General features: G+C 45.7%; 31 protein-coding genes. All 31 read left to right on the top strand.

All coding sequences use genetic code 11. The annotated features are described in order from the left end of the window. The 31 genes from L5M40_RS15055 to L5M40_RS14905 all read left to right on the top strand — a co-directional run bounded on the left by L5M40_RS15055 (position 1) and on the right by L5M40_RS14905 (position 25,997). Positions 1-519: a lecithin retinol acyltransferase family protein gene (locus tag L5M40_RS15055; RefSeq protein WP_263256862.1), complete on the top strand. Its 519-nt coding sequence runs from the start codon at positions 1-3 to the stop codon at positions 517-519. Between the two features lie 252 nt (positions 520-771). Beyond that, the gene (locus L5M40_RS15050) at positions 772-1,284 is read left to right on the top strand and encodes a glycoside hydrolase family protein (protein WP_263256861.1); all 513 of its coding nucleotides are present in this window, start codon (positions 772-774) and stop codon (positions 1,282-1,284) included. A gap of 249 nt (positions 1,285-1,533) precedes the next feature. Then, a complete protein-coding gene (locus L5M40_RS15045) occupies positions 1,534-2,058 on the top strand; it encodes a hypothetical protein (protein ID WP_263256860.1) in 525 nt (174 codons plus the stop codon). A 116-nt stretch (positions 2,059-2,174) separates the two neighbouring features. Beyond that, positions 2,175-2,444: an HP1 family phage holin gene (locus tag L5M40_RS15040; RefSeq protein WP_012587930.1), complete on the top strand. Its 270-nt coding sequence runs from the start codon at positions 2,175-2,177 to the stop codon at positions 2,442-2,444. After that, on the top strand, positions 2,437-2,799 hold the full coding sequence (locus tag L5M40_RS15035) for a hypothetical protein (RefSeq protein WP_263256859.1): 363 nt from the start codon (positions 2,437-2,439) through the stop codon (positions 2,797-2,799). Before L5M40_RS15040 ends, L5M40_RS15035 begins: the two co-directional genes overlap by 8 nt. Beyond that, positions 2,796-3,131 (top strand): HNH endonuclease, encoded by a 336-nt coding sequence (locus L5M40_RS15030; protein WP_173496333.1) that lies wholly within the window; start codon positions 2,796-2,798, stop codon positions 3,129-3,131. The genes L5M40_RS15035 and L5M40_RS15030 overlap by 4 nt, the downstream gene beginning before the upstream one ends. A gap of 8 nt (positions 3,132-3,139) precedes the next feature. Beyond that, positions 3,140-3,652 carry a phage terminase small subunit P27 family gene (locus L5M40_RS15025; protein ID WP_263256858.1) on the top strand — a complete coding sequence of 171 codons (513 nt, stop codon included), beginning with the start codon at positions 3,140-3,142 and terminating at the stop codon, positions 3,650-3,652. Next, a complete protein-coding gene (locus tag L5M40_RS15020; RefSeq protein ID WP_263256856.1) occupies positions 3,609-5,354 on the top strand; it encodes a terminase large subunit in 1,746 nt (581 codons plus the stop codon). The genes L5M40_RS15025 and L5M40_RS15020 overlap by 44 nt, the downstream gene beginning before the upstream one ends. Beyond that, complete coding sequence (locus L5M40_RS15015) at positions 5,354-5,515, top strand: hypothetical protein (protein ID WP_173496331.1); 162 nt, start codon at positions 5,354-5,356, stop codon at positions 5,513-5,515. The genes L5M40_RS15020 and L5M40_RS15015 overlap by 1 nt, the downstream gene beginning before the upstream one ends. Next, the gene (locus tag L5M40_RS15010; RefSeq protein WP_263256855.1) at positions 5,512-6,810 is read left to right on the top strand and encodes a phage portal protein; all 1,299 of its coding nucleotides are present in this window, start codon (positions 5,512-5,514) and stop codon (positions 6,808-6,810) included. The genes L5M40_RS15015 and L5M40_RS15010 overlap by 4 nt, the downstream gene beginning before the upstream one ends. A 9-nt stretch (positions 6,811-6,819) precedes the next feature. Next, entirely contained in the window at positions 6,820-7,674 is an 855-nt protein-coding gene (locus L5M40_RS15005; RefSeq protein ID WP_012587923.1) for a head maturation protease, ClpP-related, read from the top strand. Between the two features lie 12 nt (positions 7,675-7,686). Then, positions 7,687-8,877 carry a phage major capsid protein gene (locus L5M40_RS15000; protein WP_263256854.1) on the top strand — a complete coding sequence of 397 codons (1,191 nt, stop codon included), beginning with the start codon at positions 7,687-7,689 and terminating at the stop codon, positions 8,875-8,877. A gap of 96 nt (positions 8,878-8,973) precedes the next feature. Continuing rightward, on the top strand, positions 8,974-9,273 hold the full coding sequence (locus tag L5M40_RS14995) for a hypothetical protein (protein WP_263256853.1): 300 nt from the start codon (positions 8,974-8,976) through the stop codon (positions 9,271-9,273). Positions 9,274-9,294: 21 nt separating this feature from the next. Next, the gene (locus L5M40_RS14990; RefSeq protein ID WP_071938897.1) at positions 9,295-9,591 is read left to right on the top strand and encodes a head-tail connector protein; all 297 of its coding nucleotides are present in this window, start codon (positions 9,295-9,297) and stop codon (positions 9,589-9,591) included. Beyond that, complete coding sequence (locus L5M40_RS14985; protein WP_259523973.1) at positions 9,591-9,953, top strand: phage head closure protein; 363 nt, start codon at positions 9,591-9,593, stop codon at positions 9,951-9,953. Before L5M40_RS14990 ends, L5M40_RS14985 begins: the two co-directional genes overlap by 1 nt. Position 9,954: 1 nt before the next feature. After that, a complete protein-coding gene (locus tag L5M40_RS14980) occupies positions 9,955-10,419 on the top strand; it encodes an HK97-gp10 family putative phage morphogenesis protein (protein WP_263256852.1) in 465 nt (154 codons plus the stop codon). Beyond that, positions 10,416-10,784: a DUF3168 domain-containing protein gene (locus L5M40_RS14975; RefSeq protein ID WP_263256851.1), complete on the top strand. Its 369-nt coding sequence runs from the start codon at positions 10,416-10,418 to the stop codon at positions 10,782-10,784. Before L5M40_RS14980 ends, L5M40_RS14975 begins: the two co-directional genes overlap by 4 nt. 90 nt (positions 10,785-10,874) lie before the next feature. Beyond that, entirely contained in the window at positions 10,875-11,348 is a 474-nt protein-coding gene (locus L5M40_RS14970) for a phage tail tube protein (RefSeq protein WP_263256850.1), read from the top strand. 89 nt (positions 11,349-11,437) lie between these two features. Next, positions 11,438-11,932 (top strand): phage tail assembly chaperone family protein, TAC, encoded by a 495-nt coding sequence (locus L5M40_RS14965; protein ID WP_263256849.1) that lies wholly within the window; start codon positions 11,438-11,440, stop codon positions 11,930-11,932. Between the two features lie 38 nt (positions 11,933-11,970). Next, positions 11,971-12,114, top strand: a complete 144-nt coding sequence (locus L5M40_RS14960; RefSeq protein WP_087486469.1) for a hypothetical protein — start codon at positions 11,971-11,973, stop codon at positions 12,112-12,114. Positions 12,115-12,179: 65 nt separating this feature from the next. Then, positions 12,180-14,981 carry a phage tail tape measure protein gene (locus tag L5M40_RS14955; RefSeq protein ID WP_263256848.1) on the top strand — a complete coding sequence of 934 codons (2,802 nt, stop codon included), beginning with the start codon at positions 12,180-12,182 and terminating at the stop codon, positions 14,979-14,981. Next, entirely contained in the window at positions 14,981-15,316 is a 336-nt protein-coding gene (locus L5M40_RS14950) for a phage tail protein (RefSeq protein ID WP_263256847.1), read from the top strand. The genes L5M40_RS14955 and L5M40_RS14950 overlap by 1 nt, the downstream gene beginning before the upstream one ends. Before the next feature lie 24 nt (positions 15,317-15,340). Beyond that, positions 15,341-17,524: a hypothetical protein gene (locus L5M40_RS14945; protein ID WP_263256845.1), complete on the top strand. Its 2,184-nt coding sequence runs from the start codon at positions 15,341-15,343 to the stop codon at positions 17,522-17,524. 15 nt (positions 17,525-17,539) lie between these two features. Continuing rightward, positions 17,540-18,205: a hypothetical protein gene (locus L5M40_RS14940; RefSeq protein WP_263256844.1), complete on the top strand. Its 666-nt coding sequence runs from the start codon at positions 17,540-17,542 to the stop codon at positions 18,203-18,205. Continuing rightward, positions 18,198-18,923, top strand: a complete 726-nt coding sequence (locus L5M40_RS14935; protein ID WP_263256843.1) for a phage minor tail protein L — start codon at positions 18,198-18,200, stop codon at positions 18,921-18,923. Before L5M40_RS14940 ends, L5M40_RS14935 begins: the two co-directional genes overlap by 8 nt. Before the next feature lie 137 nt (positions 18,924-19,060). Further along, the gene (locus tag L5M40_RS14930) at positions 19,061-19,777 is read left to right on the top strand and encodes a C40 family peptidase (protein ID WP_263256842.1); all 717 of its coding nucleotides are present in this window, start codon (positions 19,061-19,063) and stop codon (positions 19,775-19,777) included. A gap of 80 nt (positions 19,778-19,857) precedes the next feature. Further along, positions 19,858-20,361, top strand: a complete 504-nt coding sequence (locus L5M40_RS14925; protein WP_263256841.1) for a hypothetical protein — start codon at positions 19,858-19,860, stop codon at positions 20,359-20,361. Between the two features lie 110 nt (positions 20,362-20,471). Next, complete coding sequence (locus L5M40_RS14920; protein WP_263256840.1) at positions 20,472-21,107, top strand: tail assembly protein; 636 nt, start codon at positions 20,472-20,474, stop codon at positions 21,105-21,107. A gap of 5 nt (positions 21,108-21,112) precedes the next feature. After that, positions 21,113-25,009, top strand: a complete 3,897-nt coding sequence (locus L5M40_RS14915) for a phage tail protein (protein WP_263256839.1) — start codon at positions 21,113-21,115, stop codon at positions 25,007-25,009. Continuing rightward, positions 25,006-25,287, top strand: coding sequence for a hypothetical protein (locus L5M40_RS14910; protein ID WP_259523987.1), 282 nt, complete (start codon positions 25,006-25,008; stop codon positions 25,285-25,287). Before L5M40_RS14915 ends, L5M40_RS14910 begins: the two co-directional genes overlap by 4 nt. Continuing rightward, a complete protein-coding gene (locus L5M40_RS14905) occupies positions 25,287-25,997 on the top strand; it encodes a hypothetical protein (protein ID WP_263256838.1) in 711 nt (236 codons plus the stop codon). The genes L5M40_RS14910 and L5M40_RS14905 overlap by 1 nt, the downstream gene beginning before the upstream one ends. Positions 25,998-26,082: the final 85 nt, after the last annotated feature.

Genomic DNA, 26,082 nt, shown 5'->3' with positions numbered 1-26,082 from the left:
ATGGGAAAAGGTGATCACCTTATATCAAAGCGTACTTCAATGGAGCTGGGTGGCTTAAGTATTAGGCTATACGATCATCATGGCTTATGTATTGGAGATGATAAAGTAATTCATTACCTAGGATTTAGTGAATTCTTAAAAAGTGGAATGATTGAAGTAACAACAATTGAAGAATTTACTCAGGGAAATGGCTACTTAGTAGTAGATAAAAAACCTCATATATTTGATGTTGATGTGAGAGTAGAAAGAGCATTTTCTAGGTTAAATGAGAATAGATACAATTTGTTGTTTAATAACTGCGAGCATTTTGTATCTTGGTGCTGTTATGGTGAAGCAAGTAGTGAGCAAGTAAAAATAGCTTCATTAAATGCAATATCTTTAGCATCTACACCCACGCTACCTCTAGTTGGCCTTAAATTTTTAGCAATACCATGGCCAGTTACAATAATCTCTGGTATAGGAATGTACTTAATATCTTTGCAAAAAAACGATGATTCTAATAATGATAATAATGCGTAGTTTTGATGATGAAGATGTGATTTTTATTAAGCTAAGCTGAGTACTGAAATAGTTAAAACTCAAAAATAATCTAAGATGTGGCTCATCAGCATCTATTGACCCAGAACAATAGATTCACTATCGTGCTATAACAATGCGGATTAAAGCATCTAAAGCCACCTTAACGGTGGTTTTTGCATTTCTGCACCTTAAATTATTGTTCAACTTGAAGCCTCAGCATCTGCTGGGGCTTTTTGTTTTGGGGTTAATTCAATGCGCAACAAGATGATAGTCACAGGCCTTAGCCTATCAGCTGCAGCATTCATTACCTTGATCACCTCTGAAGGGTTTGCGCCAGTCGCTACAGTGCCGGTGCAAGGAGATAGGCCTACTGGTGGCTTTGGTTCTACGTATCACGCTGATGGTCGTCCCGTAAAGCTTGGTGAGAAATTCACCCCTATTAATGCGCTTACAACAGCTAAGGTTCACATCTCAAAGGATGAGGAACGCTTCCGCAATAGCTTACCGAATGCTGAGCTTAACCAAACATCTTACGATCTTTATATCGATTGGGTTTACCAGTACGGCATTGGCCGATGGTCAAACTCACCCATGCGTGATCATGTAATCAAAGGCGAATATCAACAGGCATGTGATGCACTTCTGCTTCCGCAGTATCGCACTGTCGCTGGCTATGACTGTTCAACGCCTGGCAACAAGCGCTGCTATGGAGTCTGGGTTCGAGTGCAAGAGCGGCATAAGCGCTGCCTTGACTCACTGCAGTAGATTCACTCTAAATAATATCCAACACAACGCGATTAGCAGCGATTACAGAAGGGTTTAAATTCATGATGTCAGCGGTCAAATCATTCGGTAAAAGCCATGAAATCAACGCCTATGAATCGGTTGAGGCGTTGTCAGTGGGGGTGGGGCGGGTCGAAACCTTGGGACTTTTGCCTAACTGACCGTGCGCTCCCATCTTTATACAAAACCGCGAAATGAAACCTTTTTTTCTGGCGCAGGAAGGTCTTGAAAATGTTCAGTACATTAAAGAATAAAATCATTGCGTTAGTTATCGGTTTATTGGTCGTTTCCATTTTTGCTTTAGGTGTGTTTTTGATGATAAATCAGGGTCAAATAGCACAGTTAAAGAGTGATTTGGCTAGATCTGAGCAATCAAGGGAAAACTTGCAAAAGGATTTGACCTCTGTTTCAGACTCGCTTGAAGTTGCTGAAAAAGATAAAGAAAATTTGTTATCTAGCCTTAGCTTATTAGCGAAAGCATTAAGCAATCGTGAACGTGATCGAAACGAAATTAAGCAGGAATTTGCCGCAAGTAATAAAGAATTGAAGCAAATTTTTAATGGGGCCAGTGATGAAAAAACGAAATCTTGGGGCACTGCTGATATCCCTGCAGATCTTAATAGGGTGCTCGAGCGTTCAGCCAGATGTGCGAACCGTTACCGTCACCAAGATAAAGTATGTTTTCCCACCACAGGAACTGATCAGCCAGTGCCTAGCGCCACGATATTCCAGCAAGAAAAACCAAGAACTTTCTGAATACACCAATTCGTTGATTGAAGTGATTTCATTGTGTGACCGAGATTGGTTAGCACTAGAAACATGGATTAAAAGCGAAAAATCAAAACTGTCTACCGAGTGATCGGAGGCTAACAATGAATATCAAACCATTGGCGCCAATTATGGATAAAGCTACGACAACCGGAAGCTATATTGCTTCGATCTCAACAGCAATAGGCGGCTTTTTGTCACTCAATAATATTGCGTTGTTGCTTGGTATCGCATCAACAATCGCTTTATTCGTAGTTCAATTTCGTCTCTCGCGAGAAAAGAAAAAACAAAACCGAGAATTTCACGAAGCGAGAATGGCCGCGATTAAACAAGGCAACTTAAAAGTAATCAATATGGATGACGGCAATGAATAAAGTCGTAGTAATCTTCAATGGCGCTATCGTTTCAGTTCCAGCTGTCGAATCTGATATTGGTAATGGCGGAAATGGCGCAAAATCATTAGTGCCATTGGTACCCGCTGATTGGGTTGATGTCACTGCATTAAATGCGGCATACCCAACATTTCAGGGCAGTACCAAGCCGCCAGTTATCAACCAAAGCACTCAAGACGATTTAATTGAGCAAATGAAAGCCCTTACTGCAGCACTAACCGACCAAACCACAGCGATCAGTCAGCTGGTAAATAGTAACCTTGAAATCGTTGATCAGATGATGGCCGCAGAGCCAGAAGAACAATCAGGCTATTTAGATGGCTCCGATGAGTTATGAGTCAAAAACCTAGCTGGCGTGATGATAAGCGTAAAACTGCTGAACGTGGGTACGGTGGACGTTGGCAAAAAGCCAGAGAAACATTCTTAAGTCGCCACCCGCTTTGTTGCTTCTGCGAACAAAAAGGCAAGATCACAGCCGCGACAGTCGTGGACCACAAAATTCCACACCAAGGCGATCAAGCCTTGTTCTGGGACACCAACAACTGGCAACCGCTTTGTAAGCTTTGCCACGATAGCACTAAAAAAATAATGGAGAATAGAGGGGTAAAGCCTGGCGCTGATGAAAGCGGCAAGCCTACAGACCCTAACCACCATTGGAACAAGTATTGAGGTGAAAAGTGGCAGTAGGAAGAAAAACCACGCCAACCGCGCTCAAGCTAGTTACAGGCAACCCAGGCAAGCGGCCACTCAATAAAAAAGAGCCGAAATTGCAAGCCGGTATTCCTCGCATGCCAGCTCACTTAAGCCCAAGAGCCAAAGCCGCATGGAAGAAACTCACCCTACTACTAAAAAACATGGGAGTTCTTACCCTTGCCGATGGTATGGCACTTGAGCGTTTATGTGATGTTTACTCTGAAATCCTTGAGCTCAGAGACGAAATTAAGCAAAACGGTCGAACCTACCAAAGTATCAAAATCATCGGCGAAAACATCGATGAAGAAACCAAAGAATTTACGCAAGTCGAGCAAATGCTAATGAAGGCTAACCCAGCCGTGCAAATGCTGGCTGATGCCGATCGGCGCTTTAGAGCCTATCTCGTTGAATTTGGGCTAACCCCATCAGCCCGTAGCAAAGTACAGGTAACTGATGTCGCCAAGAAAAAAGACGAAGTCGACAAATTCTTCGGATGATATAGAAGATCGCGTCACTCGTTGGGCCAATCAAGTTGTATCAGGTGAGTTCTTAGCGGGACCAGACATCCGTAACGCCTGTAAACGGCATTTAAAAGACTTAGAAACAGGCCACGAACGTGGCATTTATTTTGACTTAGCCGCAGCCAATCGCGCGATCAGCTTTTTCCCAAAAGTATTGCGCTTAAGTGGCGGTGATCACGAAGGTAAGCCGTTCCACCTGCTCGATTGGCAAGCCTTTATTGTTGGCTCCTTGTTTGGTTGGAAAGATGCCGACCATACCCGCCGATTCCGCATGTGTTATGTCGAAAGTGGCAAGGGTTCCGGTAAATCACCGCTTGCAGGTGGAATAGGGCTTTACGGTTTAGTCGCCGATGGCGAGGCTAGCGCGGAAATTTATGCCGCGGCGACCAAAAAAGATCAGGCGATGATCTTATTCCGCGATGCGGTTTCCATGGTCAACCAGTCGCCGCAGTTAAGCTCAAGATTAAAAAAATCGGGAACGGGCCAGAGCGTGTGGAACCTAGCCTATCTCGAAAAGAACTCATTTTTTAGGCCAATAAGTTCGGACAACGGCCAATCAGGCCCACGTCCACACATGGCGCTGATTGACGAAGTTCACGAACACAAGAATAACAACGTCGTTGAAATGATGCGCGCCGGCACCAAAGGCCGCAAGCAAGCGCTGATCTTCATGATCACCAACTCAGGCCACGACCGCACCAGCGTTTGTTACTCATACCACGAATATGGCAAGGCCATTTGTGCGGGTACCAAAGAAGATGACTCATTCTTCGCCTTTATCTGTTCGCTCGATGAAGGTGACGACCCGATTAATGACGAAAGCTGCTGGCAAAAAGCTAACCCGTCACTAGGGCACACCTTCACGCTTAAATACCTGCGTGAACAGGTTACACAAGCCAAGGGCATGCCAGCAAAAGAGAGCATTGTTCGGCGCTTAAACTTCTGTCAGTGGGTAGATTCTGCCTCACCTTGGCTATCAGCCGACACATGGACAGATTGTGAAGATGATTTTGATATCAGCGAACTCTTAGGCGAAGAATGCTATGGCGGGCTCGACTTATCCGGTACCCGAGATTTAACGGCATTAGGGCTCTATTTCCCTAAATTAAAGACCTTATTAGTCGAGTTTTGGACACCAAAAGACACGTTGCTTGACCGTGAACGCACCGATAACGTGCCGTATTCAGCATGGTTAAGGCAAGGTTTTATCCATGCACCACCCGGGCATGCAGTGGACTACAGCTTTGTCGCCGAACGCATCGCCGACTTATCAGCACAGTTCAATATCAAATGCATCGGCTTTGACCAATACCGAATCCACTACCTCGAACCAGAGCTAGCCGAGGCAAACGTGTTTATCCCGCTGGTTAAGCACGGGCAGGGCTACTACAAAGCATCTGAATCAAACCTGTGGATGCCACGCTCAATTGAAGAGTTCGAAAAGCTGATCACCAGTAAGCAGATCAGAATCAAAACCAACCCATGCCTAAGGTGGAACGCAGCAAGCGCAGTGCTTGAGGCAGACGCTAAAGACAACCGTATTTTTACCAAGAAAAAATCCACAGGCCGCATCGATGGCGTAGTCGCCGCCGCAATGGCAGTGGGAACGGCATTAGAGTCAGATGGCATAGATGATACCGAAGATTGGTTAGCAGCGATAAGGGACCCAATTTACTAATGAACACACCACTTGCTCTATTCATTGCCCTAGCGCTCACAGGTTCATTACTGGCTGTCGCAGGCGTTTACATTCTTTTTGGGCTTGGCTGGTCATTACTAGCGGGTTCATTGTTTGCATTCGCTGGCGCCTCATTTTTACGTAAAGGAATGGCTGCGTGAAACCAACCAACTCATTAGGTTCAGTCATTGCGAAAGCGGCAAGCCAACCATTTGCATCGTTAGATAGTTTTATGGGTAAAACCTTAAGGCTCACAGACGGTGATTTTTGGTCGCAATTAATGGCAACCTCAAAAAGCGGCAAAACGGTTAATGTGAATACCGCCCTGCAGCTTGCAGCTGTTTGGGCCTGTGTTCGCCGCATTGCTGAAACCGTTGCCATGCTGCCATTGGGGTTATACGAGCGCCAAAGTGATGGCGGCAGAGTACAGGTTCAAAGCAGCCTATCGAATGTATTAAGTCTTAAGCCAAATGCAGATATGACAGCAATGCAGTTTTGGGAGGCCGTCATTGCCTCCTTACTGCTAAAGGGCAATGCATTCATTGAGATCCACCGTTCAGGGGCTGACATTATCGCGCTCGATTTCCTTATGCCACACCGCATGGATATCGATCTCGCCGACAACGGCAGCCTAGTGTATTGGTACACGCCAAGAAAAGGTAAAAAACGTCAAATCGAAAAGCAAAACATGATGCACATTCCCGCATTCTCGCTCGATGGTTTGATTGGCTTATCGACTATTTCCTATGCTGCCAATGTATTTGGTGGCGCTATGTCAGCCGAAGATGTCAGTGCTAACACCTTTAAAAATGGTATGACAAAGACAGTCGCCTTTAAAGTTGACCGGATAATGACTGCACCTCAACGTGTGGAATTTCGCGAATATGTAAAAACCATCACTGGCGCAATGAACGCGGGTAAATCCCCTGTACTTGAACAAGGTGTTAGCCCTGAGTTGATTGGCATTAACCCGATTGATGCTCAGTTACTTGAATCGCGAAACTACAGCGTTGAAGAAATATGCCGCTGGTTTTTAGTGGACCCTTCATTAATTGGTTTTGGTGGTAAAGATAGCAATTGGGGCACAGGGTTAGAGCAAAAGATGATCGGCTTTGTCACCTTAACGTTATCGTCTTGGATCCGCCGCATTGAGCAGTCAATTAGCATCAACTTGCTCACTCCAGCACAGCGTCAAACTCAGTACGCTCAATATAACCTTGAAGCCCTGCTTCGTGGCGATAGCGCATCACGAGCAGAGTTCTACGGCAAAATGACTCAAAACGGTATTTACACCCGTGACGATTGCCGCGTTAAAGAAAACTTACCGCGCCGTGGCGGCAATGCCGATGTGTTAACTGTTCAAACCAACTTAGCCCCCATTGATCAGCTGGGTGCTCAATCTGAATCTGCAAAAGTACAAGCCGCATTAAATAGCTGGCTTAATCAAGACAATTAGGGGTAAACCATGCCATTTCCAAAAAGCTTCTCGCAGAGCGGAGTGCGCTGCGATATTTCTCCGCGCGCGCAAGAGCTGTGGAACCCAGCGATTCAGGCCGCGGTTGAAAACACTGAATCTACCATTACGGTTTACGGCATCATTGGCGAGGACTGGTATGGCGAAGGCGTCACACTGAAGCGTATCGATGCTGCGCTACGCAGTATCGGCGCAGATAAAGATGTGACCGTCTACATCAATTCTCCCGGTGGCGATATGTTCGAAGGTATCGCCATTTATAACCGCTTGCTTGAGCACAAAGGTAAAGTGACCACCAAAGTGCTTGGCCTTGCTGCTTCTGCCGCATCCGTCATTTACATGGCTGGTGCTGATGATGCGCGCTTTGTCGCCAGCTCTGCCTTCCTCATGATCCACAACTGTTGGGTATTTGCCATCGGTAACCGCCATGCATTGCGAAACATTGCTGATGACATGGAAGAATTCGATGCTGCCATGGTCGATTTGTATGTTGAAGGCAGTGGGCAGAGTGAAAAAGCCATAGCAACCATGATGGATGAAGAAACCTTTATCCGCGGCAAAAAGGCCGTAGAACTTGGCTTTGCGGCTGGCACTTTATCCGCTGCTGAAATTGGCGAATCAACCGACAACACCAGCGCGAACTCACTACGAAAAGTCGATGCCGCCATGGCAAAAGCAGGCGTTCCGCGCAGTGAACGCCGTCAACTATTGCAAGATTTAAAGTCCAGTACGCCGAGCGCTGCTGGCGGCATCACGCTAAATGCTGATGTGTCCGATACGCAAAACGCTGTCGCCCCCGATCTAACTGCGTTAATCAACGCATCAAACACCATTTTATCTAAATAACTGGAGGCGATTATGCCAAACCCAAATTTTGAAAAACAAGTAGAAGAATTAGGTGCCAATCTAACCAAGATTGGTGATCAAATTAAATCGGCGGCAGAAGAAACCAATAAGCAGATCAAGGCTTCTGGTGAAATGCATGCCGAAACCCGCGATAAGGTCGATAAGCTGCTGTTAGAACAGGGTGCCTTGCAAGCTCGCTTGCAAGAAGCTGAGCAAAAGCTGCTTAAGGGACCGCAAAGTCAGCAAGAAGAACGTGAACTGTCGATCGGTGAGCGTGTTGCGACCGATAAAGAAATGGAAGGGGTAAACAGCTCATTTCGTGGTAGTCGTCGTGTGCAAATGCCACGTTCAGCGATTACTTCCGCCACAGGTTCAGGCGGTGCATTAGTTCGCCCTGATCGCATGGCTGGAATTATTGGTGGTCCAGAGCGCCGATTAACTATTCGTGATTTGATTGCCCCAGGTGAAACTGAAAGCAACAGCGTTGAATATGTAAAGGAAACTGGCTTTACTAATAACGCTGCACCAGTTGCGGAAAACACTGGTAAACCCTATTCAGAGATTACCTTTGGACTAGTGCAAGCAGGCGTGCGTACCATTGCCCATCTGTTTAAAGCTAGTCGCCAGATTTTAGATGACGCAAAACAATTGCAAAGCTTCATCAATGCACGCGCTGAATATGGATTAATGATTAAAGAAGAATTACAGCTTCTTTATGGCAATAATACTGGCGCTAACCTGCACGGTATTATCCCGCAAGCTAGTGCTTACGTTAAGCCAACAGGTGCCGCTGTTGTTGATGAGCAGCATATTGATCGTATTCGATTAGCTTTACTGCAAGCAGCTTTAGCTGAATACGCTGCCGACGGTATCGTACTTAACCCAATCGATTGGGCTGTGATCGAGATGCTTAAAGACAGCAACAAAAATTACTTAATCGGTAAACCACAAGGCCAAACTGCCCCAACATTGTGGAATCGTCCTGTAGTTGAAACCCAATCAATTGTGCAAAACGAGTTCTTAGTCGGTGCATTCAAAATGGGTGCACAGATTTATGACCGTATGGATATTGAAGTCCTAATCTCTACCGAGAACGACAAAGACTTTGAAAACAACATGGTGACTATCCGTGCTGAAGAACGTTTAGCATTAGCAGTTTATCGCCCTGAAGCATTTGTGACTGGCGATTTCACCTTCGACTAACAGCGCAAAATCACTTAACTGATAACTAAAAGCACAAAGGCCGAATATCTTCGGCCTTTGTCGTTTTTATCAAGACCAATTTATAGGAGCAATACCATGGCTAAAATTCTCGCCATTGCACTTAAATCCTTTTATTTAGGAAATGAAGTAAAAACGCGCGCATCAGAACCATTTGAAGTGGATGAACATCATTTTAATGAGCTAAAGCACAATAAATTAGTTGAGCGCGCACCGGAAGAAAAAACAGAAGAAGTAGATGCTAAGGCCGTTGCAGAAGCTGAAGCCAAGGCAAAAGAAGAAGCAGATGCTAAGGCCGCTGCAGAAGCTGAAGCCAAGGCAAAAGAAGAAGCAGATGCTAAGGCCGCTGCCGCTGCTGCAAAAAAAGCTAAAGCTTAATCAGTTATTCAGGAGTCCTCAGTGAGCACCATTTCCCTAGAGCAAGCCAAGCAATTTCTTGACGTTATCCACGATGAGGATGATGCCAAACTGCAATTATTGCTCAATGCCGCCGAGGATGAAGCCTGTCAATTTATGGGAAGGGAATCCCTTACTATTCTGCTTGATGAAACGACTGCAGAGCTGCCAGCAAGTATCACTATGGGCGTAATGATTTTACTGCAAGCAAACTATCAAGCAACACCAGAAGATGCGGCAAAACTGCGCAAAGCAGCAGAAATAAAATTAACGCCATATCGAATAGGTTGGGGCATCTAATGCTAGCTCATCGTTTACGTCATCGGGTGCATATTCAACAACCGATAATAACTCAGGATCCCCAATCAGGTGGTGATCTCATCGAATGGCAAACCCTCATGTTAGGTGCTAAACCCCTCGATAAGCTCGCTGCAGAAGTATTAACAGGGGCTGGTCGCGAGTTTTATGCAGCGGATGCCAAACAAGCTGAAACTACTGCAAGGATTAATTTTCGTTGGTTCCCCATTGATTTAAGCCTGTTATACCAATGCCGCATTTTATGGGATGGAAGAACTTACGATATCCAATCGGCAGAAACCGATCTAACAGGGCGTCAAGAGTGGCGTTTACGCTGCAAAGATGGCGTTAATCAGGGGCTTTAAGATGGCCGCAAAATTCGATTTCAGTCTCATTGGCTTAAAAGAAGTTAAAGCCAAAATGAACAAGGTTAGCCAAACCGTGCTTGATACGGGTACTCGTACCGCGCTGCGTAAAGCCGCTGGCATAGTTAAAAAAGCGGCTCAAGAAAACTCACTCAATGTGGACGACCCCAAAACAGGCAGGCGCATTCGCGACAACGTCACACTGCAGTTTGCTAGCCGGCTATTTCAACGCGAAGGCGTGATCATGTATCGAGTGGGTATTTCCACTAATCGCGGACGCATTCCTACACCTAACGCCGACGAGGGCGCGCGCGGTAATACCCCACACTGGCATTTAGTCGAGTTCGGTACCGAACATGCCCAAGCACAGCCATTTATGCGACCAGCACTGGCCAATAACATCAATCAAGTGATCGGCCGTTTTACGGTTGAATTTGATAAAGAACTCGATAAGGCACTTTCATGAGTATGGCGCCAATTTTTGTCGTGTGCCGAGAAAGCACGGCGGTAACTGACTTACTCGGTACCAATCCCACAAGGCTTTATCCCTTTGGCCAAGCGCCGCAAAACGTAGCCAAACCTTATGCGGTTTGGCAAGTGATCGGCGGTAGCCCTGAAAACTATATCTCAGGCAGACCCGATACCGACACCTTTGCGCTGCAAGTTGATGTATATGCCGACTCTGGCAGTTCGGCTAATGATGTGGGTGATGCAATTCGCTTCGCCACTGAGCTTGAGGCCTATACCACCAATTACAACGGCGACAGTCGCGACAAAGAAACAGGCAATTATCGTCACAGCTTTGACATCGATTGGATAGTCACACGCTAGCCCACTAAAACCATTTCATAAAACCCAAAGCCTCTGCAACCGCAGGGGCTTTTTTGTATCTGCCGCAAGGCTATTGTTAGGAGCACACACATGAGTATGAAAACGCAGGGCACCCAGCTCTATGCAATCGATCCGGCAGATGATTCCATTTTAGGCGTCATCGCGGTGACCAGTATTGATGGTATTGACAGCCCAGTTGATCCCATCGAAACCACGCCATTAGAAGCCATGGCCCGTGAGTTTGTAGCAGGTTTGAAATCACCTGGCGCGGCAACGTTTGGTATCAACATCGACCCACGAATTCCAAGCCACCTACGCCTGCACCAAATTAAAACCGCAGGTACAACCATTAAGTGGGCGATTGGTTTTAGTGATGCTGTTGGCACTCCGCCAACCGTCACAACTAAAGACTTCACTTTACCCACAACCCGCACTTGGATCACCTTCGAAGGTTTCATGACGGCCTATCCATTTACGTTTGCACAAAACGATGTGGTTAAGTCCACTATCGGAATTCAGGTATCAGGCGATCCGATTCTAGTGCCTGCCTCCGTAACGCCTTAATCATAGGCAAGCCTGATTAACCTGAATTAAGCCCACTTAATCAGTGGGCTTTTTCTTAACCGTCTTAACTTAATCCTAAAGGAACAATCATGGAATTAAGTGTTGCTAGCCTTATTCAGTCGGGTTCCTATTCTCCCGCAAAGCCAGAACTCCGCGAAATTTCTTGGATAAACCCCGCTGGCGAAACTTGCACCGCATCGGTATTCATCCGTAAAAAGTCATTCGCCACGGCTAATATAGAAGCCAATAACTACCACAGTGGTATTGACTCGCTCACCTCGCGCATTGTGTCCAGTATTGTCGATGAACACGGCAAACCCTTATTTGAGATTGACGACATTCTAGGCAATGACGCCCATGGCCCAATCTGCGACTCACTTGGTATGGCGTTAATCGGAGCGATTAACGAAGTGAACGGTTTAGGACTTAAACCTGACCCAAAAGCCTTACCGCCGACGACGAATTCTGGCACGAACTCGTCCTCGCAGGCGTTGGCGGACGAACCATCGAAGAAGCCCAGCAAAACCTCACGCACCGAGAAGTCATCAACTGGATCGCCTACAGAGCAAAGTTCGGTCCCTTAAGCCTTCAAGCACGGCAAGAACGCATTGCCGCAGCGCAAATGCACCACCTCAATATCATTCACGGCGGCAAAGCCGATCTTGAACACTTCATGTTGTTCAGCCAGTTGGATGAAGCGCCGCAGCAAGAAGCCACAGTTGATGACGTGCTTATGATGCTAAAAGCTAGTGCCATCAAAAAATAATTCAATTTAGTAGCAATAAGGCCAAGGACGGCCACCAAACACCCTTAAACCAAGCAGGAATTCCCATGGCAAATAAGTCACTCGGCACACTAACGCTAAACATGGTTGCCGAAACGGGCAGCTTTGTTGAAGGTCAGTCTAAAGCTGAGCGCGCATTAGCTAAAACCGAAGCTGCCGCAGCAAAGCAAAAAGCTGAGCTCAATAGGCTTATGGGCCAGATTGATCCTCTGGTTGCTGAATACAGCAAATTAGACAAAATGGAGCAGCAGCTTCGTCGCCACCGTGAAGCCGGAAACTTAGGCCAAACGGAATATGATTCCTACACGCAAAAAATTGCCAAGATGCGTAGTGAGGTGGGTAAGACTAGTGTTGAGTTTGATAAAAATGGAAAGTCAGCAAAGGAATTAGCCTTTGTGACTCGTGGTTTGCCTGCCCAGTTTACTGATATCGCCGTATCGCTCCAAGGTGGTCAAAACCCCATGACCGTGTTCTTACAGCAAGGCGGTCAGTTAAAAGATATGTTTGGCGGCGTGGGCCCAGCAGCTAAAGCCATGGGCGGCTACATACTGGGATTAATTAACCCATTCACCATTGCAGCTTCTGCCGCTGGCGTAATGTCGCTGGCGTATTACCAAGGCAGTATTGAGGCAGATAGACTACGTAATGCATTAATACTGACGGGCAATTCTGCAGGTACCACTTCAAACGAATTGATGGAATCCGCCAAGCGCATTGATGCCATTAGCGGCACACAACGCCAAGCTGCTGCTGCATTAGCTGAGGTTGCGAATACAGGCAAGTTTACCGCCAGCCAAATAGAGCTTGTGAGCCGTGCTGCAATACAAATGGAAAATGTCACTGGCAAAGCGGTCGCCGATACGGTCGCCGAGTTTGCCAAACTAGCTGATGATCCCGTTAAAGCGGCTGAAGAACTCAATAAAAAATATAACTTCCTCACTGCATCTGTATATGAGCAGATTGTAGCGCTTAAGGAAGCGGGTAAAAGCACCGAGGCATCAGAGTTAGCTTTTAGAGCCTATGGCGATGCCATTAGCCAAAGAACTAAAGAGATCACCAGCAATCTTGGCAGCATAGAAAAAGCATGGAAGGCGATCAAATCGGGCGCTTCTGAGTCTTGGGATCAACTGCTTAATATTGGCCGTATCGATACACTAAAAGAACGACTAGCCGATAATGCTAAAGAGATTAATAAGTTAGTTTCTCTAGGCAAAGGTTCAGGCTTTGAGTCAACTCGCCGTGAAAATTTATTATCTAAGCTGCAGGCGGAAGGTAATGAGCTCGTTAAGCAAATCCAGCTAGAAGATAAACTCGCACAAGAACAAGCAAAACGGGCAAAGATCAACCAAGACTCAATCGAGGCTCAGCATGCCATTGCCAAGGTGACCGAGGAAACCCTCACCAATGAGCAAAAGCGCACTAAGGCAATAAAGGAATATAACAACAATATCGAAAAGGTGCGGAAGGCCGATGCTAATAGTGCCTTGCTTGAACCTGAAAAAATTAAACGTGATCTCGCCTCGATAGAGGAAAAGTTTAAAGACACCGCTAAAAAGACCAAAGCCTTTGCTGACGACGCGGCCACTACGTATCTCATGCGTTTGCGCGAAACTCAAGCAGGCTTGCAAGGTCAGCTAGAGTCAAATATCAAGCTTACTCAGTCGCAAAAAGAATTAGTGCAGTTTGAGCAGCAAATCGCCGATATCAAAAATAAAGATGTACTTACCGCACAACAAAAAAGTTTGTTAGCGGAACAATCAGTGATCCGTGCTCAACTCGAAAAGAACGTTGCACTCGATGAAGAACTTAAAAAGCGTAATGAATTTATCCGACTGCAAAGCTACAGCGCCAATCTCACTGCCAACTTAGCCGCAGAACAACAGCGCAACGCCGATAAACTTGCCACCTTTGGCCTTGGTGACAAAGCACAACAACGCTTAGGTGATCGCCAAGGGATTGAGCGAGATATCGAACGCGCTCAGGGCAAAGCGTTATCAGATAACCTCGCAGGTAAAACTACCGACGAAGAATATCAGCAACAGCTTTCCATGCTGAAAGATAACCTAGCCGCACGTTTATCCGTTCAGGATGAATACTATTCTGCTCTCGACGCCAAGCAAGCCGATTGGACTAATGGCGCCCGTTCATCAATGCAAAACTACATTGATGCCGCGGCTGACATGGCAGGACAAACTAAAACTCTCATGGATGGTGCTTTTGGTGGTATGACCGATGCGCTTACCGATTTTGTAATGACGGGTAAGGCTGACTTTGCCGGACTCGCTAAATCCATCATTGCTGACATGGCAAAAATAGCAATGGCTAAAGCTGCCGCAGGTCTTATTGGCAATATCTTCGGCGCTTTTATTTCTGGTGGTGCAAGTGCAGGAAGCTCTGCATCAGATTACACAGGGTCAGCTTATCAAGATTGGATGGCTAATGGTCATTCAGAGGGTGGCTACACCGGAGCTGGCGGCAAGTACGAGCCTGCAGGCATTGTTCACAAGGGTGAGGTCGTTTGGTCGCAGCGTGATGTAGCAGCCGCTGGCGGCGTGGCCACAGTGGAAGCCATGCGCAAAGGCAATAAAGGCTACGCCAATGGCGGCATAGTTGGCGGCGCAGCCTATAACGGAGTGCCAGTCTCGGCAACGGCTGGCGCTGGCGTGGTGCATGTTGAGGTCAACATAGATCAAAGTGGCAATGCCACCACCAAAGCCGATACCCCTGCATTAAGTCAGTTCGGCAGCGAGCTGGGTAAATTTGTCGAGCAAAAATATCGAGATCTATTGGCGAAGGATTTACGCCCTAATGGTCAAATTGGCCGCACTATGGCTGGAGGTTATCGCTAATGACGCAACTATTCACATGGGCACCCGACAATGGTGCCACAGGCGATACCCAATATCGCACCCGCACCGCACAGTTTGGCGATGGTTATAGTCAGGCAGTTGGCGATGGTATCAACAGTAAAGTTCAAAGCTGGCCGCTGACGTTTACCAAAAATAAAGCCACAGCTGAAGCGATCACCGCATTCTTTGATGATCACCAAGGCTTTAAGTCGTTTTCGTGGACACCACCCCTCGGTACCGCCTCATTGTGGAAAGTGACTCAGCAAACAAACACCCCGTTAGGTGGTGGCATGTACCGCATCACTGCCATTTTTGAACAATCATTTCATCCTTAACACTTCGCTATCGGACGTAAACACATGGCATTTGAAACTATCAGTCTTGGCACCCAGCCAGCAGGCACGGGTGGCGATACCGCCCGTACCGCTTTTGAAAAGGTTAACCGCAACTTTATAGCTACAGAAGTACTCGCTGCCGCCATGTCACAAGCGCAGTTTGATGCAAACCGCAATGCAAATAAAGAGCGCTATGCCGCAAGTGGTTTTGTGCATTTTGGTAACCATGAAGATGGAAAACAAGTTAATGAGGCTAAAAGCGGACTATATACATCTTTAACAACTCCTAACATTTTGCTTATTGGTAAATCTGGAGGGGTTGGTAGTTCAAAAACAGATAACGCAGTTGTAAATATTGATGGTGTAATATTCAATCTTACAACTGAGTATTCAATATCACTACCAAACCCGCCAATATCTGTATCACTTTCTGAAAGAATTGATATTTATGGGCTAGAGACTGAAATAGTAGAAATATCAGAAGAAAACCCAAGTATTTACCCAGGAGGTTTGAGGGGGGTATCTACACCAATAAACTTCTTTTCCCTTACTAACGAACAAAAACGGATAGTACTTTCTGACAATAACAACACCACTTTTATTGGGGTTGATGGAAAACTTTACCAGCATCAAATCTATTCAATTTCATTTGCAGGAACAACTAATGGGGTGACTTCCCCTTCTGAGCAAGGATACGTAAAAAATTTGCTAGGAGATCTATGGATAAAAGGAGGGGTTAAATTACTTTATATTGGGGACGTAAACCGCATAAACGCAGGAGCTTATGACTTAAGTCTTAACCCATCAGGGGCATCTACTTATATTGTGCAAGGTGTAGGTTGGTTAAAATATTACCAAAGAAACGCAAGCTTTACTGGTTACACAACCAAGCAAGACTGTTTTAACTTTTTTATTGACGGTGCAAACGGAGTTTATACTGCAAAAATAGAAAACGGAAAATCAGGTAGACCTGACAAACGTGTTTGTGATGCTATTTACGCTAATGGACAAGGCGGCGTTTGTCGCGATATGCGCTACTCAGCTAACAGCTTGTCTCTTAGTGATTTTTCTGATGCGAATCATAAAATAAAAATCGGTAAATACAGAGGATTTGAGGGGGAAATATTCACAAGAGTTCATCGATTCACTGTTAGCGAGATAGGTGCATACCTAGGAGGCTATTATGTCAGGCTTGCTGGAGCATCATCTCTTTCTGCTCTTGCTGATAAAGCTCACACAATGTTTTTTAATGAGACAAAAAATATAGCTGGGTACGTTCCTGTTTTAGAAAACGATACAATATATCTTTCTTTAGTTGATACTGCTCGCGGACTACCAAACACATCTGATGCAAGCGGAGGGGCATCAATAATGCCTTATACTGAGTCTTCAGTTGGGGATGTTATTTATCTGATTGCAGGAAAAGAAGTTAGTTTTTATGTTGGAGGTTCGTTTCTTCAAACTGATGTAATAGCTACTCCTGCAAATATAATGTCAGAAAGCTTATTTAACAACGGATGGCTAGGGAGTTGGATTAACCCAGTTGGCCCTACTGCCAAGCTAACAAGGAAATCACTTGGTGTACCTGAAACTCTTGTTTTATCAAGCGGATCATGGTCTGCAGCTGGTAATTCTTTTTCAAACATTTTAAATGAAGTTCATAACCATGTAGTGGTAAATAGCGCAAAAATTGCAATACATCAATACCAAGCCTTCGCTAAGCAAACTGAGAATGCACCTAATGCAGTAATTAACGGTTTATTACCATCTAACGTACTTGCTTCATCTGACTATCAACCTGCTAATGGTGCTCTACTTGGTGAGGCGCTAATTCGGAAAGTGCTGAAAAATAATTCAGGAATATCAGTTAACAATAAGTCGCTATTATCGTGTTCCATTGATAGCAACGAAAAGCTAACTTCTGCGTCAAGCTTTGATGGGGTTACTCATTCAGCGTCAACACTTGGTGCGCCAGCAAATAATTCACCGGCATTTAAAGCGGTAAGCTATCCTGCCAACATCAATCGGCAAGCAGTCCTTCATTACGCTTATACCGAGCTTAAGCATAACGGTACTAACTGGGGCGATGATGGCAAAGTGACGATTGTCGATAACCAGTCAACCAAAACAGACCTTAACGGTAATACCGTTTTAGTGGGTACCGCTAAACTTAAAGAGCCAATCGGCTGGATTAAGAACAATATCTAATTCTTGGGGTTCGCTATGCAAGATTTAACGATGTTTCACGAACTCGATGATTCGGGTTCACCTGAGCTCGATGAGCACAATCAACCAGTAATTTGCCATCGGCCAGAGTCAAAAGCTCTGGCCGATGTGCTTTTAGTCACTCAATTACATGCTGCTAATCCGGTAATGCACCATGTGATCGATAAGTTTATCGGGTTATATGCCATCACGCAGCAATGGGATTGGTTCGCGCAGTATCAAGATTGGCTGGCGCGTAAAGCAGATGCTGAGATGAATGCGCCAGCATTAGCGCTAGACTCACAAGACCAAGCCATTGAGCAGCCATTATTTGCTGAGCCGATGCCAGAACGGCCACGACATAAAACCCTTGAGCAATATCGCACTGAAATATTGATTGATGGCATTAGCATTGATGAATACTTATTCCGCACTCAACGCACTGTGGCCGTTAACTCAATTACTGTTGAGGTTGATAGTTTAGTCTTTGATGGTGACGAGCAATCACAACGCAGAATGCTGGCTGCAATTCACGCCTCAGAAGATGCAGGGATTGAAAGCACTATTTGGCGCTTAGCAGATAACACCGAAGCGGCCGTCACTGTGGAGCAGATTCGCCAGGCGCATTCATTGGCGATTATCGAGCAGGGTAAGCTCTGGACCAAAGGTGCTGCCGATGCTTAGTGCTGATATTCAAACCCTCGAACCGGGCAATGAGGTTATTCTCTACGAAATCGATGGTACCGACTTTGGCGCCGATATCCTGCGCTTTCATGCCCACAATATTCCGTACTCAGATGCAGACCTTAATCAACCAAATTTACCCGCGCGCATCATCCATTGGCAAGGCGAGCAATACAGTGCATGGCCAGCGCAGTTAGAAGGGGTGGAAGTTAACTCTGATGGCTCACCCAGCACACCAACGTTAACCGTTGCCAACATCGATGGCAGTATCAGCGCCTTGTGCTTGTATTTTCAGAACATGGAACAAGCAAAGGTCACAATTCGCCGAACACTCGCAAAATACCTTGATGATGCCAACTTCCCAGCAGGCAATAGCGAAGCGGATCCAACGCAAGAGGCGGTAGAGATTTGGTACGTTGATAAAAAAGTAAATGAAGATAATGTCGCCGTCACGTTTGAGCTGTCTAACCCTGCAGACTTGTCAGGCCAAAAAATCGGCCGACAAATGACTGCCTATTGCTCATGGTGTCAACGCGGTGAATATCGTGGCGCAGATTGTGGTTACACGGGTGAAGCTATGTTTACCGAAGATGACGAGCCGACTGACAACCCTGCAGTGGATCAATGCTCTGGCACGATAGCCGGTTGCACTTTACGCTTTGGCGAAAACGAAGAGTTACCCCACGGCGGATTCCCCAGCGTTAGGCTTATACGTTAAGTCTATGCGTTAAGTGATCGGCTATGCGTTAAGCCATATGCGTTAAACAAGCGCAAGCAGTCAAGCATCCATCAAACATTGATCAAGCATTTCCCCGCCGTCGGCAAAATGGTCTAACACAACCAAAGTAGGTCACTATGCATCAAACACTCTTGCATGCTTTTACTCAGCATGCGGCAAACTGCTACCCCAATGAATGCTGTGGACTGATCATCCAGCAAGGCAGTAAGCCTTGTTATGTGCCATGCGATAACAAAGCAACCAACAAAGCCGATGAGTTTGTGATTGATCCACTGCAATATGCTGCCATTGAAGAACAAGGGCAGATCATAGGCATCTGTCACAGCCACCCAGATGCGAGTAGCAAGCCTAGCCAGCGTGATATCGCCATGTGTGAAGCCAGTGGACTACCTTGGCATATTCTCAGTTGGCCTGATGGGGATTTACGCTCTATGGTGCCAACGGGTGAACGTCAACCTTTGTTAGATCGTCCGTTTGTGCATGGAGTATGGGACTGTTATAGCTGTGTTCGCGATTGGTATCACGATGTTCAAAGCATTTTATTGCCAGACTTTGAGCGCCAAGACGGTTGGTGGGAAGGTGAGCAAGAGCTTTACCTCGATAACTTTGCTAAAGCGGGATTTGTAGCACAAACCAATATCAATCTTGCCGATCTGCAAATTGGTGACGGCATCTTAATGCAAATTCAAAGTCAGCGAGTCAATCACGCCGCTGTTTATGTCGGAGAGGGTAAAATCCTGCACCACCTCTATGGTCGCCTTAGCCGCTACGATATTTACGGCGGGTACTGGCAGCGCAATACAAGGGTGATTGTGCGTTATGCTCAGAAATAGGCTAAAAACTTTACAGTCAGTTATGTCATTGGCATAGTAGTAAATTGTAATTCTTTATAAATCTAACTAATGGGTTGAAAATGTCGAACATTAAATTAGTTTTTTTATCTTTGATAGTGTTTTTTTATGCAAATATGGTTAATGCAGATAGTGATTCAAAGCTTATTGGTGTTGGAAATATTATAGTTTCAGCAATGGTTTCTGATGATGCCATAAGTGCATCATTAACTGATAGTAAAGTTAAAACAGAAGTTGAGCTTTTACTTCGAACTTATGGTGTTGCACTAGCAAATAAAGATGACAGTGTTGATGCAGTATTAAGCATTGATGTGCGTTCATTTTTTGAGTACACAGTATCAGGTAAGCTGCAAGGTTATTATTCAGTAATAGATGCTAGTTTGTATGAAAAAGCATTGGTAGATAGAGGCGGAAGATCATCGAATACGCCGCAAATAGTAACAACGTGGAATTACTCAAAATCTGTTACCGGACCAAAAGATTCATTGGTTTCACAAAACATGGAAGCTATTACTGATATTGTAAAAAAATTTTCTAATGAATATTTGAAAGATAATAGAAAATAAAATATGGGTTTTTATCTTATATTAAATTTATAAAAATTCCCGCCACTAAAGCCACCTCTTCAGGTGGCTTTTTTATTGCCTCAAATTCATGCCTTATCGCTGGAATCACTATGCGTATAAATCAAACCACTACCATAAAACTGTCTGGATCCTTGGCTTCTAAGTTCGGCCGCGTTCACCAGCGCCAACTAGAAACGGGCACTACAAATGAAGCCTTTAGCGCTTTAAAAAATACCCTGCATGGATTTGATCTGTTTATTAAAGAACAAGCAAAGCTTGGGCTGCGCTATGCCATTTTTCGCAATGGACATAATACAGGGGTCGATGAATTTGATTTAGCAGGTACGACTGAAATTCGTATTGTCCCTGTCATTGGTGGCAGCAAGCGTGGTGGCATTCTCCAAACGATTCTCGGTGCTGTGATGATCGTCGTTGGTGCTTATTTTGGACAAGGCTGGCTAGTTCAAGCGGGTATTGGTCTGGTTGCTGGTGGTGTGGTGCAAATGCTCTCACCTCAAGCCAAAGGACTGAAGGGTAGGGAAGCCGCAGAGAACGCCCCAAGTTATGCCTTTGGTGGAGCAGTTAACACAACTGCAGCAGGTAACCCCGTCGGCATCGGTTACGGTAAGCGCCGCATTGGTGGCGCCATTATTAGTGCAGGCATTTATGCCGAAGATATTGCTACATCAAAACGCCCAATCCAATCGGGTAGTGGCAATGGCGGCGGCAGTCAACAGGAGCAATAATCAGCATGGGTATTCCTGCATTAAATCAACAATTGACTATTCATGGCGCTAAAGGTGGGGAAGGTGAGCAGCGTTCGCCAGTCGAATCACCTGATGACCTGCGCTCAATTGCGAAAGCCAAAATCTTACTGGCGATCGGCGAAGGTGAGTTTGACGGCCAATTATCCGGACAAAATGTGTTTTTAGATGGTACGCCACTACTGGATCCCAATGGCGCCGAAAATTTCCCCGGTGTTATTTGGGACTTTCGCCCAGGCACTGCGCATCAAACTTACATCCCCGGACTGCCATCAGTAGAAAACGAGGTGGCCTTAGGCATTGAGTTAAAATCAGATCAGCCTTATACCCGAGCCATCACGAACTCATTACTCTCTGCTGTACGTGTGCGTTTTCGCTGGCCAGCACTGCAACAACAACTCGATAACGGCGATGTAAACGGCTATCGAATTGAGTACGCCATTGATCTATCTACCGATGGCGGTAGCTATCAAACCGTATTAAGCACCGCGGTTGACGGCAAAACCACTCAACCCTATGAGCGCAGCCACCGCATTGATTTACCCTCGGGTAACAGCTGGCAAATCCGTATTCGCCGACTTACCCCAAATCAAAATAACAATCGTGTCGCTGATTTAATGCAAATTGCGGCCATAACCGATGTGATTGACCGCAAGCTAAAGTACCCCAATACGGCACTGTTATATGTCGAGTTCGACGCCAGCCAATTCCAAAACATCCCAGTGATCTCCTGCGAGCCCTTTATGCGCAAAGTAAAGGTGCCCACTAACTACAATCCACTGACTCGTGATTACGCTGGAGTGTGGGATGGAAGCTTTAAAATTGCATGGACCGATAACCCTGCTTGGGTGAGTTACGACATCATCCTCGATGACCGTTTCGGCACTGGTCGCAGGATCAATGCTGCGCTGGTAGATAAGTGGGAGCTTTACCAGATTGCTCAGTATTGCGATCAGCTGGTTCCTGATGGCAAAGGCGGCATGGAGCCTCGCTATATCTGTAATATATACATCCAGCAAGCTACCGAAGCGTGGCAGGTCTTGCGCGATTTGGCCTCTATCTATCGGGGTATGACTTATTGGTCAAACGGCCAAATGTACTCAGTTGCTGACATGCCGCGTGACATGGATTTTATCTACACCAATGCCAACGTGATCGAAGGCAAGTTTAGCTATTCATCCAGTAGCGAAAAGGTGAAATACACTCGAGCATTAATCAGCTGGGATAACCCTGATAACGCTTATGAATCCGATGTTACCTCAGTATCAGATCAACCATTACAGCGCCGCTATGGCGACAACGTGGTCGAATTATCGGCCTTAGGTTGCACCCGTGAATCAGAAGCGCAACGCCGTGGCAAGTGGGCTATTTATACTAATAACAATGACCGTGCCGTCAATTTTAAAGTTGGCATGGATGGCAGCATCCCATTACCTGGCTTCGTTATCGGCATAGCAGATCAATTGATTGCAGGTAGCCGCATTGGTGGTCGAATCTCGGCGGTTAACGGCAAGCAGATCACTTTAGACCGTGCGGCCACAATTGCAGTTAATGATCGCCTCATCATCAACTTACCCAGCGGTAAAGCGCAGGCGCGTACTATTGAGGCCGTTAATGGCCGTGTGGTAGCAGTAACAACCGAATACAGCGAAACACCACTGCCGCAACTGCTATGGTCGGTTGAGTCAGACGAGCTAAAGCTGCAGCAATTTAGAGTTCTGCGTGTCGCCAAAGCCAACAGCGACAGCATAGAGTACGAGATCACCGCAGTTGAGCATAACCCAAGCAAATATCCGTATATCGATACAGGCGCACGGTTAGAAGAACGCCCTATAAGCAAGCTGCCAATCGGTGCCCAAGAAGCGCCGGCTACTGTCACCATTTCACAGACCGTATTCACCGAGCAAACACTCTCTATTACCACTATGACTATTCAGTGGGCGACCGCAAAAAATGCGGTTGCTTATGAAGTGGAATGGCGAAAAGACTCTGGCGAGTGGATTAAACTGCCAAAAACAAGCAGCACATCAGTTGATATCCGCGGCGTTTACACTGGCCAATATATTGCTCGAGTCCGTGCGATTAACTCTGTCGATGTTTCGTCGGTACCCAAGTCCTCTGAACTGACCAACATCTCTGGTAAAACTGGCTTGCCTCCTGCAGTAGCTTCATTCACTGCCACACCATTAGTGTTTGGTATTGGCTTAAATTGGTTATTCCCTGCAGGAGCAGAAGACACGCTTCGTACCGAGCTTGAGTACGGGCCCAATAACAGCGAAAGCGGCATGATTAAATTGGGTGATTTTGCTTACCCAATTGCAACTCACACCATGACGGGATTAAGTGCAGGCGCTAATTTTTGGTTTAGGGCTCGATTAGTCGATCGCACTGGCAACGTTGGGCCATGGTCAGGATTTATCAGCGGACAATCATCGACAGACCAATCTCAATATGATGCGTATTTCAGCGAGCGCATTACATCTTCAGCACTAGGGCAGGAGTTGCTCAGTGAAATAGAGCTGATCCCTACGCTAAAAACTGAAACCGATAAAATCCCCGATATACAAACAACGCTAGATCAAACTCAAAATCAAATTGAGCAAATGCAGGCTGAAATTGCCGATATCACTGGTGCAGCAGAATGGGATAGCGGTACCGCCTATCTCACTGGCCAGCTAGTAAAATATCAAGGCAAACTCTATACAGCAAAACAAGATGTGCCTGCAGGTACATTGCCAACTAATGCAACGTATTGGACGAAAATAGGTGAATACTCATCTATTGGTGAAGCGCTGGTGGCGTTAACGTTGCGTGTTGATACGGTTGAATCATCAATAGAAAATATTGATGGGAAATTGACGGCAGAAACATCACGAATCGATGGCATCTATGCGCAAGTTAACCCACCACTCGCAGGTGACATCAGTTGGAATGCCGGAACAACAATGGTATTTGCTGGCGTATGGTCTGAACAATATGCCAGAGCATCAGCTGATGAAGCATTAGCTAAGAGTATTGATGCCGTCGCCGTCACTCTTGGGCAAAATACCGCGGCGATTATTGCAGAACGAACAGCAAGAACGACTGCAGATGAGTCATTGGCAAATCAGCTCATCACTATATCAGCTACAACCGCTGGAAATGCTGCACTAATAAAAGAGGAACAAACCGCTCGAACTGATGCAGATAGTGCTCTAGCTCAAAATATTACGACAGTASAAGCATCAGCTACTGCTGCGAATAATGCTGCTTCGGCGGCGCAATCTAGTGCCGATGCAGCTAATAACAAAGCAAATCAAAATACCGCTGCAATCCAGCAAGAGCAAAGTGCAAGGGCAGATGCTGACAGCGCTTTAGCTCAAAATATCAGTACAGTACAGGCAACTGCAAATGATGCGTCCTCAGCTGTGCAGCAAACATCAACCGCCTTGGTAGCGTTAGATGGAAAGCTGCAAGCGATGTATTCAGTAAAAGTTGGTGTGACCGCCGACGGTAAATACTATGGTGCTGGTATGTCTATAGGCATTGAGAACACGCCAGAAGGTATGCAGTCGCAAGTTTTATTTGACGTTGGTAGGTTTGCATTAATAAACCAGATCACTGGCTCATCAACCATCACAACACCATTTGTTGTCCAAGGTGGACAAGTATTTATCAACACAGCGATTATTGGTGATGCAACAATTAATTTCGCTAAGATTAGTGACACTTTACAATCAACTAACTATGTGCAAAACATTAGTGGTTGGAAGCTGTATAAGGACGGTACTTTTGAAATTAATGGGACATCTGCAGGAAATCGAATGAAAATAACAAACTCTGGATTGGTTATCTACGATAGTAATAACATCGCACGAGTTGAGTTTGGGTTGGATTTGTCATGACAGCAGCGCTAAGGATCCGCGATGAAAGTGGTAATATTACTTTCGATTTTTCCGATAGGTTTGCTCGTATTATTGGTGAGCAAGAAGTAAAAACCATGACAGGATCTGTCACGGTTGATGCTACGTTTGGTGGCGCTATTTGGTACCAATTTCATCCATCTAGCGGCAGTGTTTATGCACCAGCTTTCAGCGTTAGCGGTAATGTCATATCGTGGGTATTTAACAGTCCTTCGATTAATATTTTACCAGATGGAATATTAATCTATGGGAGGTATTAATGGCAGTCGGGCTAAGAGTCAGAAATAACAACAACATCATTCAAATTGACAATACCTACAAAAACTTAGGATTGCTAACAAAAGGTAATGTAACAACCGTCCGTAATACCAACTACTATGGAACTGTATCAGTCGGAACGGTAATAGTTTCAGGGAATAACCCTCAGATAGCGTTAATACCAAAAGAAACTGCGCCAGCGGCAGTCTACCAGCGCGTTAAATCAGGTAACACGTTTACATTTACCATTTTTTCTATCGCCCCTGATACCATTCCTTATTATATTTTTGATTATTCGGTTGCTGGTACGGTAGGCCCAAAATTGAAGATGAGAGATGCTAGCGGAAACTTGTTTTTCGATTCTTCGCGCAATTATTTGAAAATTGTTGGGATGATGGATGTTGATGATGGGCAACCGTCATATATTGAGCATCCAACTCCAGCAGGCAGAAAGTGTGCAGTATTAATGAGTGTTGGCGCTCAGGAGTACGTATACATTCCAGCAGGATCGCCAACACCAAACTACTATCAAATTACTGAAATGTGGACCATAAGCGCAGCAGCCGTTAACAACGAGGCATCATATGCAGCATCAGGAATCATGAACCTTAGGCTATTCCTTCGGCTTGAGTATCATCCAGTTCAGCCAACTGGAATCAGTGTTGGCACAAACCAAGCACAATACCCAATTATCGATGTCACTCATTACTGACGTCGCCAAAATTTATTACAATACGTAGCGCCAGTTTCTGGGTAGTGGCGACAATCTCTAACCCACACGTCACCAACTTTTACTC

This window comes from Shewanella sp. SM68 (assembly GCF_025653925.1).
Classification (GTDB): domain Bacteria; phylum Pseudomonadota; class Gammaproteobacteria; order Enterobacterales; family Shewanellaceae; genus Shewanella; species Shewanella oncorhynchi.
This window is presented reverse-complemented; position numbering and strand designations above follow the sequence as displayed.